The 16,309-nt window shown below is 63.4% G+C and carries 16 protein-coding genes; 9 read left to right on the top strand and 7 right to left on the bottom strand.

The features are described 5' to 3' along the window. The first annotated feature begins 161 nt into the window (after positions 1-161). The 5 genes from serS (at position 162) to ACOOEX_RS05755 (ending at position 4,940) form a co-directional block, all read left to right on the top strand. Positions 162-1,454 (top strand): serine--tRNA ligase, encoded by a 1,293-nt coding sequence (gene serS, locus ACOOEX_RS05775; RefSeq protein WP_420397537.1) that lies wholly within the window; start codon positions 162-164, stop codon positions 1,452-1,454. Then, a complete protein-coding gene (locus ACOOEX_RS05770; RefSeq protein WP_420397536.1) occupies positions 1,447-2,181 on the top strand; it encodes a hypothetical protein in 735 nt (244 codons plus the stop codon). The genes serS and ACOOEX_RS05770 overlap by 8 nt, the downstream gene beginning before the upstream one ends. A gap of 75 nt (positions 2,182-2,256) precedes the next feature. Then, a complete protein-coding gene (surE, locus tag ACOOEX_RS05765) occupies positions 2,257-3,042 on the top strand; it encodes a 5'/3'-nucleotidase SurE (protein WP_420397535.1) in 786 nt (261 codons plus the stop codon). Beyond that, a complete protein-coding gene (locus tag ACOOEX_RS05760) occupies positions 3,039-3,680 on the top strand; it encodes a protein-L-isoaspartate(D-aspartate) O-methyltransferase (protein WP_127560853.1) in 642 nt (213 codons plus the stop codon). Before surE ends, ACOOEX_RS05760 begins: the two co-directional genes overlap by 4 nt. A gap of 129 nt (positions 3,681-3,809) precedes the next feature. After that, the gene (locus ACOOEX_RS05755; protein ID WP_420397534.1) at positions 3,810-4,940 is read left to right on the top strand and encodes a peptidoglycan DD-metalloendopeptidase family protein; all 1,131 of its coding nucleotides are present in this window, start codon (positions 3,810-3,812) and stop codon (positions 4,938-4,940) included. A 54-nt stretch (positions 4,941-4,994) separates the two neighbouring features. Here ACOOEX_RS05755 and ACOOEX_RS05750 read toward each other — a convergent pair whose 3' ends face one another. The 6 genes from ACOOEX_RS05750 to ACOOEX_RS05725 all read right to left on the bottom strand — a co-directional run bounded on the left by ACOOEX_RS05750 (position 4,995) and on the right by ACOOEX_RS05725 (position 10,255). Continuing rightward, entirely contained in the window at positions 4,995-5,837 is an 843-nt protein-coding gene (locus tag ACOOEX_RS05750; protein ID WP_420397533.1) for an ATP-binding protein, read from the bottom strand. Further along, a complete protein-coding gene (tatC, locus tag ACOOEX_RS05745) occupies positions 5,834-6,748 on the bottom strand; it encodes a twin-arginine translocase subunit TatC (protein ID WP_420397532.1) in 915 nt (304 codons plus the stop codon). Before tatC ends, ACOOEX_RS05750 begins: the two co-directional genes overlap by 4 nt. Then, positions 6,745-7,248 carry a Sec-independent protein translocase protein TatB gene (tatB, locus tag ACOOEX_RS05740; protein ID WP_420397531.1) on the bottom strand — a complete coding sequence of 168 codons (504 nt, stop codon included), beginning with the start codon at positions 7,246-7,248 and terminating at the stop codon, positions 6,745-6,747. Before tatB ends, tatC begins: the two co-directional genes overlap by 4 nt. A 41-nt stretch (positions 7,249-7,289) precedes the next feature. Beyond that, entirely contained in the window at positions 7,290-7,514 is a 225-nt protein-coding gene (locus ACOOEX_RS05735; protein ID WP_071688437.1) for a twin-arginine translocase TatA/TatE family subunit, read from the bottom strand. Positions 7,515-7,656: 142 nt separating this feature from the next. After that, positions 7,657-8,733, bottom strand: a complete 1,077-nt coding sequence (locus ACOOEX_RS05730; protein WP_420397530.1) for an ABC transporter ATP-binding protein — start codon at positions 8,731-8,733, stop codon at positions 7,657-7,659. A gap of 742 nt (positions 8,734-9,475) precedes the next feature. Then, positions 9,476-10,255: an SDR family oxidoreductase gene (locus tag ACOOEX_RS05725; protein ID WP_420398332.1), complete on the bottom strand. Its 780-nt coding sequence runs from the start codon at positions 10,253-10,255 to the stop codon at positions 9,476-9,478. A gap of 127 nt (positions 10,256-10,382) precedes the next feature. Here ACOOEX_RS05725 and ACOOEX_RS05720 point away from each other — a divergent pair, with 127 nt between their 5' ends. From ACOOEX_RS05720 to ACOOEX_RS05705, 4 genes are all read left to right on the top strand, one after another. Further along, positions 10,383-11,381: a Hint domain-containing protein gene (locus tag ACOOEX_RS05720; protein WP_420397529.1), complete on the top strand. Its 999-nt coding sequence runs from the start codon at positions 10,383-10,385 to the stop codon at positions 11,379-11,381. A 176-nt stretch (positions 11,382-11,557) separates the two neighbouring features. Beyond that, positions 11,558-13,165: a peptide chain release factor 3 gene (locus ACOOEX_RS05715; RefSeq protein WP_420398331.1), complete on the top strand. Its 1,608-nt coding sequence runs from the start codon at positions 11,558-11,560 to the stop codon at positions 13,163-13,165. 220 nt (positions 13,166-13,385) lie between these two features. Further along, on the top strand, positions 13,386-13,718 hold the full coding sequence (locus tag ACOOEX_RS05710) for a hypothetical protein (RefSeq protein ID WP_420397528.1): 333 nt from the start codon (positions 13,386-13,388) through the stop codon (positions 13,716-13,718). A gap of 156 nt (positions 13,719-13,874) precedes the next feature. Continuing rightward, entirely contained in the window at positions 13,875-15,392 is a 1,518-nt protein-coding gene (locus ACOOEX_RS05705; protein WP_420398330.1) for a DEAD/DEAH box helicase, read from the top strand. An 8-nt stretch (positions 15,393-15,400) separates the two neighbouring features. Here the strand turns inward: ACOOEX_RS05705 and ACOOEX_RS05700 are convergent, their stop codons facing one another. Continuing rightward, positions 15,401-16,240 (bottom strand): HalD/BesD family halogenase, encoded by an 840-nt coding sequence (locus ACOOEX_RS05700; protein ID WP_420397527.1) that lies wholly within the window; start codon positions 16,238-16,240, stop codon positions 15,401-15,403. Positions 16,241-16,309: the final 69 nt, after the last annotated feature.

The following is a 16,309-nucleotide window of genomic DNA, read 5'->3' as shown; positions in this document are numbered from 1 at the left end:
GCGGGCAGGGCAGCTTCCCCCAAACCCCCGATCTGTCTGTACGGGGGGTGCACAGGGGGTGTACGGGGGGTGTACGCAGGGCACCCCCCTCATTTCAGGGTTCAAACCCGCCCCGGTTTCGGGCATAGAACCTGCGAAACGCCCGCCGAAAGAGGCCCAAAATGCACGATATCCGCGCCATCCGCGACAACCCCGACGCTTTTGATGCCGCCATGGCCCGCCGGGGCCTGCCCGCGCAATCGCCCGCCATTCTGGCGCTCGACGAAGAGCGCCGCGCCTGCATTTCTGCGGCGGAATCCGCGCAGGCCGAGCGCAATGCGGCCTCCAAGGAAGTGGGGAAGGCCAAGGCCTCTGGCGACGAGGCGGAGTTCGAGCGTCTGCGCGCCTTAGTCGCTGAAAAGAAAGACGAAATCGCGCGACTGGAGGAGGATGCCAAATCCAAGGACGCGGCCCTGAAAGAGCTTTTGGAGGCGCTGCCGAACATCCCCCACGACGATGTGCCGGACGGATCGGACGAGGCCGACAACGTGGAAATCCATCGTTGGGGCACGCCGAAGGACTTCGCCTTTGCCCCCAAGGAACATTACGAGCTCGCCGCCACGCAGGACGGCATGGATTTCGAGACGGCAGCGAAACTCTCCGGCTCCCGCTTCGTGATGCTGTCGGGCGGCGTCGCGCGCCTGCACCGGGCGCTCGCGCAATTTATGCTGGATATTCATACAGTTGAGAACGGTTTGACGGAAGTGAACCCGCCCGTTCTGGTGCTGTCGGACACCATGTATGGCACAGGTCAGCTGCCGAAATTCGGCGAAGACAGCTACCAGACCCGCGAAGGCTGGTGGCTGATCCCGACCTCGGAAGTGCCGCTGACCAATATCGTCGCCGGTCACATCGTCGAGGAAAGCTACTTGCCCCGCCGCTATACCGCCCATTCGCTCTGCTTCCGTTCGGAAGCGGGCAGCGCAGGGCGGGACACCTCGGGCATGCTGCGCCAGCACCAGTTCGAGAAGGTGGAGATGGTGTCGATCACCCATCCAGACCATTCCCGCGCGGAACTGGACCGGATGACCGATTGCGCGCAGGGAATCCTTGAAAAACTGGGACTTCCCTACCGCACCGTGGTGCTTTGCACCGGCGACATGGGCGCGGGCGCGCGGCGGACCCATGACATCGAGGTGTGGCTGCCCGGCCAGGACACCTATCGCGAGATCAGCTCCTGTTCCGTCTGCGGCGACTTCCAAGCGCGGCGGATGAATGCCCGGTTCCGTCCTGCTGGCGGTGGCAAGCCCGAGTTCGTCCACACGCTGAACGGGTCCGGCGTGGCCGTGGGGCGCTGCCTGATCGCGGTGCTGGAAAACGGCCAGCAGGCGGATGGCTCGGTCGATCTGCCCGAGGCGCTGCATCCCTATCTGGGCGGCAAGACCCGGCTGGCGGCGGACGGCATCCTTGTCTGAGCCTGCGCCAATCGACGGCGGCACGCCACAGATGAAGGCCATCGCGGTCGTCTGCGGCGCGCTGGCCTTCGCGGCAGGCTCGGCCATGTCTTCGGGCTTTGGCGGGTTCGATCCGGCGGCTTTCCCCTATCCGGTCGAGGACCTGCCCCTGACCCCGGCGGGCTATGCGTTCTCGATCTGGGGGGTGATCTTTATCGCCCTGATCCTGAACGCTTTTTATGGGTTAATCAAGCGCGACACGGATGCCGGATGGGACGCGACGCGCTGGCCGCTTTTCGTCACACAGGCCATTGGCGCAGCCTGGATCGGGATTGCGCAGGTCTCTCCCGTCATGGCCACGATCACCATCTGGATCATGCTGGCAGGGTCGCTGATGGCCTTGCGCGCGGGCCTGAAAACCCCCGAGACTTGGTGGATGCACGTCCCGCTTGCTCTGCTGGCTGGTTGGCTGACGGCGGCGTCCTGGGTGGCGCTGACGACCACGCTTGTGGGTTACACCGCGCTGTCCCCCGTGGCTGGCAGCTGGATCGGACTGGCGGGCGCGCTGCTGACAGCTTTGGCCATGCTACGTGTGATGCCGCAGCCCGCCTATGCGATCGCGGCCATCTGGGCTTTGGTCGGCGTGATCGTTGCCAATCTGGGCGGCTCTACGGCGTTCGTGGCGGCCACCGGCGCAGGCGTGGCTCTGCTGGTATGGGAGGCCCTGCGGGGCATCCGGATAGCCTGAACCCCTTTGCGCCCCTTTACCGGACCTGCCCCCTCGGCTAACAGGGCGTATCGGCAGGATTTCAAAGGCGGTTTCATGCGCATCCTCATCACCAATGACGACGGCATCAACGCCCCCGGCCTCAAGGTAATGGAGGCCATCGCGCGCGAGATCGCGGGCCCGGATGGAGAGGTCTGGACCGTCGCCCCCGCCTTCGAACAATCCGGCGTCGGCCATTGCATCAGCTATGTGCATCCCACGATGATTTCCCGCCTCGGGGCCAACCGCTACGCGGCGGAGGGCACACCCGCCGATTGCGTTCTGGCGGGGCTGCATGACGTGATGAAAGACAGCCGCCCCGACCTGGTACTGTCAGGCGTCAACCGGGGCAACAACGCCGCCGAAAACGTGCTCTATTCCGGCACCATAGGCGCAGCCATGGAGGCGGCCTTGCAAGGCGTGCCATCGGTCGCGCTGTCGCAGTATTTCGGGCCCGAAAACCTGCAACTGGATGACCCTTTCGAGGCGGCGTTGCAGCACGGGGCTGCCACCATTCGCGCGCTTCTGGATCACGGGCACTGGGACGAAGAGGATTACCGCACCTTCTATAACGTCAATTTCCCGCCCGTCCCGGCCAGTCAGGTCAAGGGCCGCCGCGTGGTGCGGCAGGGCTTTCGCCGGGGCACGCATTTCTCGGCTCAGCCGCATACCGCCCCCAATGGTCGCCGCTTCCTGTGGATCACCGGGGGCAGCCAGCACAATCCGACCGCGCCGGACAGCGACGCGCAGGCCAATCTCGACGGCTTCATCTCGGTCACACCGCTGCGCGCTGACCTGACGGCCCATGACGTGCTGGCCGATCTGAAGGCGCGGCTCGAATGACCTGGGATGCCGAGCAAAAAATGCAGTTCCTGTTCCACCTTCGTCAGAAGGGTGTGACGGACTCGCGCACGCTCGGTGCCATGGAGAAGGTGGATCGTGGGCTCTTCGTGAAGGGCCATTTCGAAGATCGCGCCTATGACGACATGCCCCTTCCGATCAGTTCCGGCCAGACGATCAGCCAGCCCTCGGTTGTCGGGATGATGACGCAGGCCTTGAAGGTCGAACCGCGCGACAAGGTGTTGGAGGTCGGCACCGGGTCGGGCTATCAGGCCGCAATCCTTAGCCACCTTGCGCGCCGGGTCTACACGGTGGATCGCCACCGCCGCCTGACGCGGGAGTCGGAAAAACTGTTTCATTCCCTTGGCTTGCACAACATCACCGTGATCACCGGCGATGGCAGTTTCGGCCTGCCGGAACAGGCGCCATTTGACCGGATCATCGTGACCGCCGCTGCCGAGGACCCGCCGGGGCCGCTTCTGGCGCAACTGAAGGAGGGCGGCATCATGGTGCTGCCCGTGGGCCAGTCGGACGCGGTGCAAAGCCTGATCAAGGTCACCAAGACCGCACAAGGCCTGCATTACGACGAGCTTTGCCCGGTGCGCTTCGTTCCGCTGATCGAGGGCATGGCGCAGGACTGAACGGCCTTGGGGCTGGAAACCCAAGGCGATTCGCGTGTAAAACCCTGCAAAAGCTGCGGGACCATTGCCGCGGCAAGACCCCGTGTCCAAGGGGCTTTTGAACCAGACAGAATTGAGGTTGCAGTGCCGATGACCAGATTTCCCATGCTCGCCCTGGGCCTGACCCTGCCGCTTCTGGCGGCCTGCAACACGCCGGGTGGCTTCGATTTCGATTTCCGGAACAACGGCATCAACGCCGCCACGCCCGCCAGCGAGGCGGCCACCGCCGCGCGCCCGGAACCGGATCAGTTCGGGCTGATCACCTACCCCACCTACCAGGTGGTCGTCGCCAACCGGGGCGACAGCCTGACCACCGTGGCCAACCGGATCGGAATGGATGCCGGCGAGCTGGCGCGGTTCAATGGCCGCAACGAGACCGACATCCTGCGCGATGGCGAGGTTCTGGCCCTGCCCCGCCGGATCACCCCGCCGGGGGCGTCCGCCAGCACCACCGATATCACCTCCATCGCCTCGGCGGCCATCGACCGGGCGGATGCGGATGCACCGGCGGCACCTTCTGCGCCCGTGCTGCAGGTTCAGGGCGGGGCCGAACCCGTCCGCCACCGCGTGGCGCGCGGGGAAACCGCCTATTCCGTCTCGCGGCTTTATGGCGTGTCTGTGCGGTCGCTTGCGGATTGGAACGGGCTGGGGCCGGAACTGACAGTGCGCGAGGGTCAGTTCCTGATCATCCCGATCGTGCTGGAAGAGGCGTCGAACTCCCCGGACGGCAATGGCCCCGGCAATTCCACCACGCCGGTGCCGCCATCGGCGTCAGAGCCGCTGCCGGAGGCGATCTCCACCGCGGAACTGCCCGAGGCCCCGGCATTGGATGAACCCACCCCGACGCCCGAGGAAACGGCGGCGGCCAATTCGGAACCGCAGATGCAGCGCCCGGTGCCCGGCCAGATCCTGCGCCCCTACAGCGCCCGCAACGAGGGCATCGACCTGTCCGCCTCTGCCGGAACGCCGGTTCGCGCGGCTGCGGCGGGTGAAGTGGCGGCCATCACCCGCGACACCGATCAGGTGCCGATCCTCGTTCTGCGCCACCCCGGCAACCTGCTGACGGTCTATGCCAATATCGACAATATCCGCGTGGAGCGGGGCGACACGGTTTCGCGGGGCCAGACCATTGCGGATGTGGGGGAAGGCGACCCAGCCTTCCTGCATTTCGAGGTGCGGCAAGGCTTCGAGTCAGTCGATCCGACCCCCTATATCGAGTAACGAAAACGGGCGCCGCTGAGGCGCCCTTTTCTTTTGTTAGACAGTATCTTGTGGTCAGATCCTGACGCCGTACCGCCCGGCCAGATCGGTGACATACTGCCACGCCACCCGGCCCGACCGCGCGCCGCGCGTGGCCTGCCATTCGATGGCCTCTGCGCGCAATGTGTCATCGTCGATCTCGATCCCATAGGCATCGCAATAGCCCCGGATCATCGCCAGATAGGCATCCTGATCGCAGGGGTGGAAGCCGAGCCAGAGCCCGAAACGGTCCGAAAGCGACACCTTTTCCTCCACCGCCTCGGATGGGTTGATGGCGCTGGAGCGTTCATTCTCGATCATATCGCGCGGCATCAGGTGGCGCCGGTTCGACGTGGCGTAGAAGATCACGTTGTCGGGCCGCCCCTCGACCCCACCATCCAGCACCGCCTTGAGCGACTTATAGTGCTGGTCATCATGGCTGAAGCTAAGGTCATCGCAAAAGAGGATGATCCGGACCGGGGCCTTGCGCAGGATGGTCAGCAGACGCCCGATGGAAGGCAGGTCTTCACGCTGCACCTCGACCAGTTTCAGATCCGGGCAATCCGCTTCAATCGCGCCATGCACCGCCTTGACGAGAGAGGATTTTCCCATCCCGCGAGAGCCCCAGAGAAGGGCGTTGTTGGCGGGCAGACCATCTGCGAACTGGCGGGTGTTCTCCATCAGGATATCACGCGCCCGGTTTATGCCCAGAAGCAGCGACAGGTCCACGCGATTGACCCGTTCAACCGGGTCAAGCCGATCCGGGTCCGCGTGCCAGACAAAGGCGGTCGCAGCGGACCAGTCCGGCGCTGCAGCGGGCGCGGGGCGCAGACGTTCCAGCGCCTCGGCGATCCGCTTCAGGTCGCCGTCATTGCTCATTTGGAGTTATCCTCGGACGCGGCCTCGGACGCGGCATCCGCTTCCTCCGCCTCAAGCTCCTCATCATCGACCCAAAGGCCTTCCGCCCGCAGATCCTTCTCGCGCTTGCGCTCCACCAGCTTCACCAGTTGGATTGAGATCTCATAAAGCCCGTAGACAACGACAAACAGGATCAGCTGCGTGATCACATCGGGCGGCGTCACGAGTGCGGCCAGAACCAGAATGCCCACAACCGCGTATTTCCGAACGTTTCCAAGCCCTTCGGCCGAGACCAGCCCGGCCTTGCCCATCAGGGTCAGCAGCACTGGCAGTTGGAAGCAAATGCCGAAGGCAAAGATGAACTTCAGCTCCAGGTCGAGCGATTCCTTCACCGAGCCCAGGAAGATGGTCTGCAATTCTTCGTTCGACCCGGGTTCGACGCCGGATTCCATCCCCGTGATCAGCGAGGTCAGCGCCGGGATCACGTCGGAAAATCCGATGAAGAAGCGCATGGCCAGCGGTGTGACCACGAAATGGGCGAAGGCAGCACCTGCCAGGAACAGCAACGGTGAGGCGATCAGGAAGGGAAGAAACGCATTCTTCTCCGTCTTGTAGAGCCCCGGCGCCACGAAACGCCACATCTGGTAGGCAATGACCGGGAAGGCCAGTCCGAAGCCTACGACGACCGATACCCGGATCAGGGTAAAGAACTTTTCCTGCGGGGCCGTGAAGATCAGCCTTGGGTCCTCACCCCGCTCCAGCAGGATGGTGCGGATCGGTTGGAACAGAAATTCCAGGATCGGCTCCGCCACGGTGAAACAGGCCACCATGGCGATCACGAAGGCCAGCACCGACCAGATCAGGCGGGTCCGAAGCTCTGCCAGATGCTCGATCAGCGGAGCGGAGCTGTCTTCGATCTCGTCTTTTTTCATGTGTCGGCGGTTCCGGTGCGGGGCTCTGCCGGGGGCGGCAGGTCATCCTGGGCGATCGCGGCCGCATCCTCAGCGGCCTCGGCGGCGCTGGCACGGGCCCCGGCCCGGTCCTGCGCGGCGGCAACGCGTGCCTCCGCCTCCTTATGGCGCTGCTGCGCCAGTTTCTCGGTCTCGGTCAGGGGGCGGTCGGCCTCGGCCTCGTCATCCAGCGCGGATCCGGCGGCTTTCTTCACCGCCTCCATCCCCATTTTGCGGGGGCTGGTGACCTTGCGCAGGTCGCGGGTGATGTCGGTCGCCTTCTTGAGATCCTTGGCCATCTCGTCGAGACCGGTTTCGCTGGCCGCTGCGTTCATCGTGGTCTGGAACTCTCGTGCCATGCCCCGGATACGCCCGGTCACCTGACCGAGCGTTCTGAACATCTTGGGCAGGTCCTTGGGCCCCACGACGATCAACGCCACGATGCCCACGACCATCAGTTCCCACATGCCGATGTCAAACATGGCAGTTCCTCAACCCGACTGTGCCGATCCCATGCAGGGGATCAGGCGTTTTCACGATCGCGTTCTGGGGTCACATCGCGGGCCGCTTCGCCATCTTCATTGGCCGCGTTTTCGATTTCCTCGGTGCCGTCGCGGACGCCGCGCTTGAATGCGGTGATGCCTTTGCCCACTTCGCCCATGAGGCCCGCGATCTTGCCACGGCCAAACAGCACGAGGACAACAACCGCGATCAGCAGAAGGCCCGGCAGGCCAATATTGTTGAGCATGTCAGTCTCCCTTGTCCGGGGCGGTCTTGGCCCGCCTCCGTGAGTGTCACCGCATATACCTATGGATTCTGCGGGCCGGATCAAAGCCCCAATCTGTCACATGCAGGCAGAAAACAGCCGAAAGATGCGACTGTTCCGCCCTTCACTTGGAAAAAACGAAGCAGCGGTCACGCCGGATGGTCAGCCACAGGGCCATTCCGGGCTTGGGCAGGAAGACCGCGGGAACGGTCGCCTTGAGGATCTGATTGTTGAAATCCATACGAAATTCCACCAGGCTCTCATGCCCCATGAAGCGGGCCCGTTCGACCACGCCGCGCGCAGGCGCTCCGTCCAGGGGGGTTGGGTTCGGACCGCGTCCGCCCCGGTCGAAGTCGATTTTCACGTGCTGCGGGCGGAAAATGATCTCGACCTCCGTCCCGTCGGGGTGTCCGGGGGCGAGGAACTGGCCAAAGGCAGTATCGGTCAGCGCGCCTTCAACCGTGCCGGTGATCACGTTGATATCGGAGAAAAACGCCGCCGCATCCCGGTCGCAGGGGGCGTTATAGATGTTGTAAGGCGCGCCCTGCTGCACGATCCGCCCGCCGCGCATCAGCGCGATCTGGTCGGCCATCCGCATGGCCTCTTCCGGTTCGTGGGTGACCAGAACGACGGCTGTGCCCTCTTCCTTTAGCAGCTCCAGCGTTTCATCGCGGATGCCGTCGCGCAGGCGGTTGTCGAGGCCAGAGAAGGGCTCATCCATCAGCATCACGCCGGGACGCGGGGCAAGCGCACGGGCAAGCGCCACACGCTGCTGTTCGCCGCCCGACAACATGTGCGGGGCCTTGTCACTATAGCCTTTCAGATCGACACGGGCGAGCAGCTCCTCGACACGTTTGGCCTTGTCGGTTTTCGTGCCGGTAAGTCCGAAGGCGATGTTTTGGGCAACGCTGAGGTGCGGGAACAGCGCGAAATCCTGAAAGATCAGCCCGACCCCCCGTGCCTCTGGCGGTAGGTGCAAAGCGCCGTCCGCGAGAACCCGTCCATCGACGGAAACGCTGCCGGAGCTTTGCCTTTCGATCCCGGCAATGACCCGGAGCGTTGTTGTCTTGCCGCACCCTGACGGCCCGAGCAGGCACATGACTTCGCCCGGCGCCACCCGCAGCGAGACATCCCGCAAGACCGTCCGTCCCGCGAAATCACAGGACAGGTTCTGAACGGCCAGTCTGGGGGGCTGTTGCACGGGCGCAATTCCGATCAATTGTCTCGGATTTCGCAGCTATCAGCCCCGCACATATGTTTCAAGCTCCCGTCAGGCGGGCATGTTGACGCCTTGTCCGGGAATGCGTGCTCAATCGGGGTTAAGGTATTGTTTCAGCTTCCTCGCATATCATCATGGAATCCAGCTCTGAATCCAAACTATGCACAGGGTTATCCACAGGAAATCAAAGGATCGAAGCGGCACTCAGCCCTCTCTTTCTGCACCGGAAGGCCCCGCTGACCCTTGCAGGCGGGCGAGAGCAGCTGAAAGGTGCCAATTTCGAAGATTCCGGCCAAGGAATTCTATTTATGATCAAAAAAATCTTCCCATCCTTTTTCCACAGATGACGAAAAGGTACAACATCGCCGCTTTCAGGGAAAAATGTCGTGAATCTGGAATCCCTCTGGTGACTTTGGCGTCGACCATGCAGTTCGAGTCCGAGAATCTGGAATCCGATTTCGGACGGCTTTGGGCGCTAGGACAAGCCTACTTGCCCGCATCCTCGGCAAAGGCTCGTTGTTGTGTGCCAATTTGAGTCAATTTCACACATACAGGTAACCCACCGAAGATAGCCCCGGTCGCCTTCAGTGGGTCACCAGATTGATCTGATCGGGCAAGGCAAGCTCTCCCGTCTCGCTGAGACGAGAGAAACTTGTTCGGAGTCAGGATGTTATAGGCGGACTCTCACGCTAGCCCCTGTCCGGAATCGGCAAATTCGACGCCTCTACAGCGTCGCATTCGTCGAACCGCCGTCCAGAAGGATGTTCTGACCGACCATATAGCCCGCGTATTGAGAGCACAGGAATGCACAGGTCGCCCCGAACTCCTCTGCCGTGCCATAGCGCCCGGCCGGAATCGTCGCGGCGCGGCGGTCCATGGCCTCTTCCAGCGTGATACCATCCTGCGCGGCGACCGCGGTATCGAGCGATACAGCCCGGTCGGTCGCATGGATGCCCGGCAGAAGGTTGTTGATGATCACGCCTTTGCCGGCCACCTGCCGGGACGTCCCCGCAACATAGCCGGTCAGCCCGGCGCGGGCCGAGTTCGACAGGCCCAGAACCGCGATCGGAGCCTTCACGGATTGCGAAGTGATGTTCACCACCCTGCCCCACCCACGCGCCATCATCCCCGGCATCAGTGCCTTCATCAGGGCAATCGGGGTCAGCATGTTTGCGTCGAGCGCCCTGATGAAATCCTCACGCTCCCAGTCCTGCCAGCTGCCCGGCGGCGGACCGCCTGCGTTGTTGACGAGAATATCGACGTCACCGGCAGCTGCCAGCACCTTGGCGCGGCCCTCTTCTGTGGTGATGTCAGCGGCGATGGCCATCACCTCCACCCCGTGGGCTGCGCGAATATCCTCCGCCGCCTTTTCCAGCGCTTCGGCCCCGCGCGCGTTCATCACCAAGTTGACGCCATTGGCTGCCAACATCTCGGCACAGCCACGCCCAAGCCCCTTGGACGAGGCGCAGACCAATGCGCGCTTGCCAGAAATTCCCAGATCCATCATCCTCTTCCCCGCCATTCATGTTTCGTTAACCAGTGCCTTACCATGCTGATCTCGACCCTGCCACCTTCTGACTGCTTGACGGTTCACCCTGCTCGGGACTAGCCAAGGCGCAAAGGAATTCGTGATGTCCCGTCGTACCGCCCAGTTCAGCTTTCCCACCTATACCGCCAGCGACCTGATCGTGCATTGGGGGGCGAATGAGGGCGATCCGATTGGCGGCCTGCAGGACGTCGTGCCCGGTGACAGCTATCGCCTGTCCCGTGACGCGCAGCCGCGGGCTCTGGCGATCTGGGACGGGCCGGAGGGCACCGAAGTGGCGGACGGCTCCGGCGTCGGGCAACCGGGCGACAAGGTCCTGCTGGAGGTCTGCCACAGCATGATGGCCCCCGAAGGCACCTTCGTGGAACTGCTGATCCTGACCGTGACCGGCGACGAAGACACCGCCCGCCATTTCCTGCCACTGGCCCCGATGACCCCGCGCGGGGAATACGAGCTTGTCGCATCAGAACCCGCATTGGCCGCGCAGCGGCTGGCCGATATCGCCAGCGTCAGTTTCATCGCGGGGACGCGGTTGACGATGGCCAACGGGCGGCAGGTGCCGGTGGAGGAATTGCAGGCGGGCGACCGATTGCTGACCCGAGATCACGGACCGCAGGAAATTCGCTGGATCGGCCAGCAGGTGCAGCGGGCCACCGGTGCCCTGGCCCCGATCCGCATCCGCGAAGGCACGCTCAACACCGCCAATGACCTGCGGCTTTTCCCGCATCACCGGTTGTTCATCTGGCAGCGCAGCGATGAACTTGGGACGGGGCGGGCCGAGGTGCTGGTCAAGGCCGCGCATCTGGTCAATGGCGACACGGTGCAACGCGAGGAAGGGGGTTTCATCGAAAGCTACCAGATCCTCTTTGGCGCGCATGAAATCATCTATGCCGAGGGTGTCGCGGTCGAAAGCCTGCTGGTCACCCCCCAGACCCGCGCCGCCCTGCCCGACGATGTGGAGATTGAACAGACCGATGCCGACCGCCTGCTGGCGGCCGATATCGAGGTCGATGACAAGGCACTGACAGAGGCCGGGGACCCCGCCGAACGCCTGACCCGAGCCAGCCGCGGACAGACGGATTAGGCCGGGCCGGTCGATCTGTGCCTTTGTCACGTGGCGCGGCCTGTGGATGGGCAGGGCCCTGGCATCTCGACCGCCTGTCAAGGACTGGTGATCGCGACGGACAACGCCCGAGGGCATCCAGCCCGATCCCCCGGATTTCCTTGCCAATCCGCATGGCTGCGCCTATACGCGCGGCCATGCTGGACACGCCCGCGAACCGCCCCGACCTGCCGCCCGAAATCGCCCGCCGCCGGACCTTTGCGATCATCTCGCATCCCGACGCGGGCAAGACGACGCTGACGGAAAAATTTCTCCTTTACGGGGGCGCCATCCAGATGGCCGGACAGGTGCGCGCCAAGGGCGAGGCGCGGCGGACGCGCTCGGACTTCATGCAGATGGAGAAGGACCGGGGCATTTCGGTTTCGGCCTCGGCCATGTCCTTTGACTATGGCAAATACCGCTTCAACCTGGTGGATACGCCCGGTCACTCGGACTTTTCGGAAGACACCTACCGGACGCTCACCGCCGTTGACGCCGCGATCATGGTCATCGACGGGGCGAAAGGGGTGGAAAGCCAGACCCAGAAGCTGTTCGAGGTGTGCCGGTTGCGCGACCTGCCGATCCTGACCTTTTGCAACAAGATGGACCGCGAAAGCCGCGACGTCTTTGATATCATTGACGAGATCCAGGAAAACCTGGCCATCGACGTGACGCCCGCAAGCTGGCCGATCGGCATGGGCCGCGATTTCCTCGGCTGCTATGACCTGCTGCGCGACCGGTTGGAGCTGATGGACCGCGCAGACCGCAACAAGGTGGCAGAATCGATCAAGATCGAGGGGCTGGACGATCCCAAGCTCGATGAACATATCCCCGCCGACCTGCTGGAAAAGCTGCGTGAAGAGGTGGAAATGGCGCGCGAGTTGCTGCCGCCGCTGGACAAGCAGAGCTTCCTCGAAGGCCACCTGACACCGATCTGGTTCGGCTCGGCCATCAACAGCTTCGGCGTCAAGGAGCTGATGGACGGCATCGCAGGCTACGGCCCCGAACCACAGGTCCAGACCGCCACCCCGCGTGAGGTCGCGCCGGAGGAAAAGAAGGTCACCGGCTTCGTCTTCAAGGTACAGGCCAATATGGACCCCAAGCACCGCGACCGGGTGGCTTTCGTGCGGCTCGCCTCAGGCCATTTCCAGCGCGGCATGAAAATGACCCATGTCCGGTCCAAGAAACCGATGGCCATTTCCAGCCCGGTTCTGTTTCTGGCAAGCGACCGGGAACTGGCGGAGGAAGCCTGGGCGGGGGACATCATCGGCATCCCGAACCATGGACAACTGCGAATCGGGGACGCGCTGACCGAGGGCGAAGCGCTGCGCTTCACCGGCATCCCTTCCTTCGCGCCGGAACTGTTGCAGACCTGCCGGGCAGGCGACCCGCTGAAGGCCAAGCATCTGGACAAGGCGCTGATGCAGTTTGCCGAGGAAGGGGCGGCCAAGGTCTTCAAGCCGACATTTGGTTCGGGGTTTATCGTGGGCGTGGTGGGCGCGCTGCAATTCGAGGTGCTGGCCAGCCGGATCGAGCTGGAATACGGGCTGCCGGTGCGGTTCGAACCCTCTCAGTTCACCTCGGCCCGGTGGGTGCAGGGCGATCGTCTGGCGGTGGAGAAATTCGCCGCCGCCAACAAGCAGCACATGGCCACCGACAATGACGGCGACCCGGTCTTCCTGACCCGCCTGCAATGGGACATCGACCGCGTGGGCCGGGATTACCCGGATGTGAAGCTGACCGCGACGAAGGAAATGATGGTCTGACTGGGGGTGAAGAGTAACCGCTAAACCCCTGTTAATCTTCTGTTTACCTTTTGATGCGCATCTTGACCGGATGTACCGGTATCTAGTGATTTGCGTGGGCCTCGCCGCCTGCGTATCCGCGGGCGGCGAGTTCGCGTCACCAGTCACGGGGATTACCGGTACATACTCCCAACAGGTCTTGATTTCGGACCACCCACACCATGTGCTCTATGGTCATTTGGTGGTACTGACCGATGACAACGCTGAGCTGGTCCGGGCATTGGTGATCAGCCACAGGCGCGACGGGGTGCACCGGTTGCGCATCTCCGAGGCGTATCATTCGGGCCGCGAACTGCCCTTTCGGCGGCTCGATCACCGGCTCGGCTGCACGCACGGGCATTGCCGAAACGACGCGCTCGGCTTCATCGCACTTGGCCCCGGTATGATCGAGCGGGCCACACGCGAAGGGTTCAGCGCACAGCTTCTCGGCCCCTATGGCCGCATCGGGATTCACGCCCCGGCTGAGTTGTTCCGCGATATGACGACCCGTTCGTCACAGTCGGACACGCCATGACCCCGCAAATCGGCTTGGATTTGACCATTTCAGCGTTTTGTTTTATGTGCATTCGCAGCATCGCGACACGCGCGATGTCCGAACCGCGGAGCGCGATGTGGCAGATGCGCTCCATTCACATGACGCGGGCAAATGACCCCGCCAGACTGGACGCATATGACGAAATTCTCTGATCTCAACCTTAATCCCAAGGTTCTCAAGGCCGTTGAAGAGGCAGGCTATACCGAGCCCACCCCGATCCAGGCCGGCGCCATCCCCCCCGCCCTCGAAGGGCGCGACGTGTTGGGGATCGCGCAAACCGGTACCGGTAAAACCGCCAGTTTCACCCTGCCGATGATCACCGCCCTTGCCCGTGGCCGCGCCCGCGCCCGGATGCCGCGCAGCCTTGTTCTGTGCCCGACGCGCGAACTGGCTGCACAGGTGGCCGAAAACTTCGACACCTACGCCAAATACGTGAAGCTGACCAAGGCGTTGCTGATTGGCGGTGTCAGCTTCAAAGAACAGGACGCACTGATCGACAAGGGCGTTGATGTGCTGATCGCCACGCCGGGCCGCCTGCTGGACCATTTTGAACGTGGCAAGCTGATTCTGTCGGATGTGAAGGTGATGGTGGTCGATGAGGCCGACCGGATGCTCGATATGGGCTTCATCCCCGATATTGAGCGCATTTTCGGCCTGACGCCTTTCACCCGGCAGACGCTGTTCTTCTCCGCCACCATGGCGCCGGAGATCGAGCGCATCACCAATACCTTCCTGTCGAACCCGGAGCGGATCGAGGTGGCACGTCAGTCCACGACCTCTGACACGATCACCCAGAAACTGGTGGAGTTCAAACCCACCCGCCGCGATCAGACCGCCAAGCAGAAACGCGAGATGCTGCGGGCCATCATCAATGCCGAGGGCGAGGGCTGCACAAACGCAATCATCTTCTGCAACCGCAAGGTGGATGTGGATATCGTCGCCAAATCCCTGAAAAAGCACGGCTATAACGCCGAGCCCATTCATGGCGACCTGGACCAGTCGCACCGGATGCGGACGCTGGACGGGTTCCGCGACGGCTCGATCAAGTTCCTCGTGGCCTCCGACGTGGCGGCCCGTGGCCTCGACATTCCGAATGTGAGCCACGTGTTCAACTATGACGTGCCCGGCCATGCAGAAGACTATGTGCACCGCATCGGCCGCACCGGGCGCGCGGGCCGCAAGGGCACCACGGTCATGATGGCCGTGCCCGCCGATGACAAGCAGCTGGCGGCGATTGAAACGCTGATCGGTCAATCGGTTCCGCGGGCCGAAGCCCCGTGGCAGCCCAAGGACACGCGTCGCACGTCCTCTGAGGAGGACACGACCGAGGACAAGCCCAAGCGCAGCCGTGGCCGGTCCCGCAGCCGCAAGACCGATGATGCCCCCAAGGAACAGCCGGTCGAGGAAGCACAGGCAGAGGCCCCGGTCAAACCAGAACGCAGCGAGCCGCGCCGCAAATCCGAACCCCGGCAACGGTCCGGCGGCGGTGGCGGGCGTCGCGGTGGCAATCAGGTCGTCGGCATGGGCGACCACATGCCCGACTTCATCGCGCTCAGCTTTGCCGAGCGTCGTGGAGAGGCTGCAAAGCCCGCTGAAGCCACGGAAGCACCTGCCGATGATGGCAACGGCGACGAAAGCGAGTCCGCCGCCTGAGGCGCCTCTCAGTCGATCAACGCATCCCCGCGCTGCCCGGCCCGTTCATGATGGATGGGCAGGGTGCGGCCATAGAGCTGGCGGGTGCGTTCCGGCGCGCCCACCATGTCGGGCTGATCCACATAGGAAAAGATTGCCACGTAGCGCGGGCGGTCACCCTTCAGCGGCGCGACCCGGTGCAGGGAATAGCGCCCCTTGAACAGTTGCAGGTCTCCGGGTTCGAGGGTCAGCACCGTCACCCGGTCTGACGTGCCGTTCAGAACGCGGGCGACCTCGTCGAAATTCTCGTCCGTCTCGCGGATCATTGGGGCATACTCAAAGGCCCCACCCCCTTTCGCATTCTGAATGGCCAGCGTCACGGTGAAATTGTTGGTGTCGAAATGCCAGGGGAAGCCATTGCCCTCGCCTGCCGCGTTCACGATCACATCGGCCAGCGGGTCGGCATAGCGGTAGAACCGGGTTTCCTGCAGGCAGTCGCGGATGAAATCGTCAAACCCCTTGCTGTCATGGATGGTGCGCAGCGGACCGAACTTGGCAAAATTATCCGCCGGGATGAAGGCGTTGGAGCGGTCGAAGAACTGCCGACGCGGGTCATCCTCAGGCAGGCTTGGGTCATCGGCGGTGAAATAGGCATTGGTGCGGTTGTAGCTGCGATGGCCCTTGTCGGCGACGCTGTCGGCCTCTTCCGCCAGGGCCGCCACCCCTGCCGGTGTCAGGAATCCCTTTATGACCGCGCAACCGTCCTGCGCAAGATCGGCGCGCACCTTGGCCAGCACCGCATCGCGGGCCGGGCCATGCTCGTGGATCGGATAGCGTTCCCGGTCGATCAGATCATCTGCAGTCCACATGGCGTCCTCCCATAGCCGTTTCGGTCAGGAAACGCCGGGAACAGCTCGCAGTCTAACCCTTTTCCGACC

Origin of the sequence: Nioella sp., assembly GCF_965215655.1 — a bacterium.
Classification (GTDB): domain Bacteria; phylum Pseudomonadota; class Alphaproteobacteria; order Rhodobacterales; family Rhodobacteraceae; genus Nioella.
Note: the sequence above shows the minus strand (reverse complement) of the source record. Positions and strands in the feature narration are given on the sequence as shown.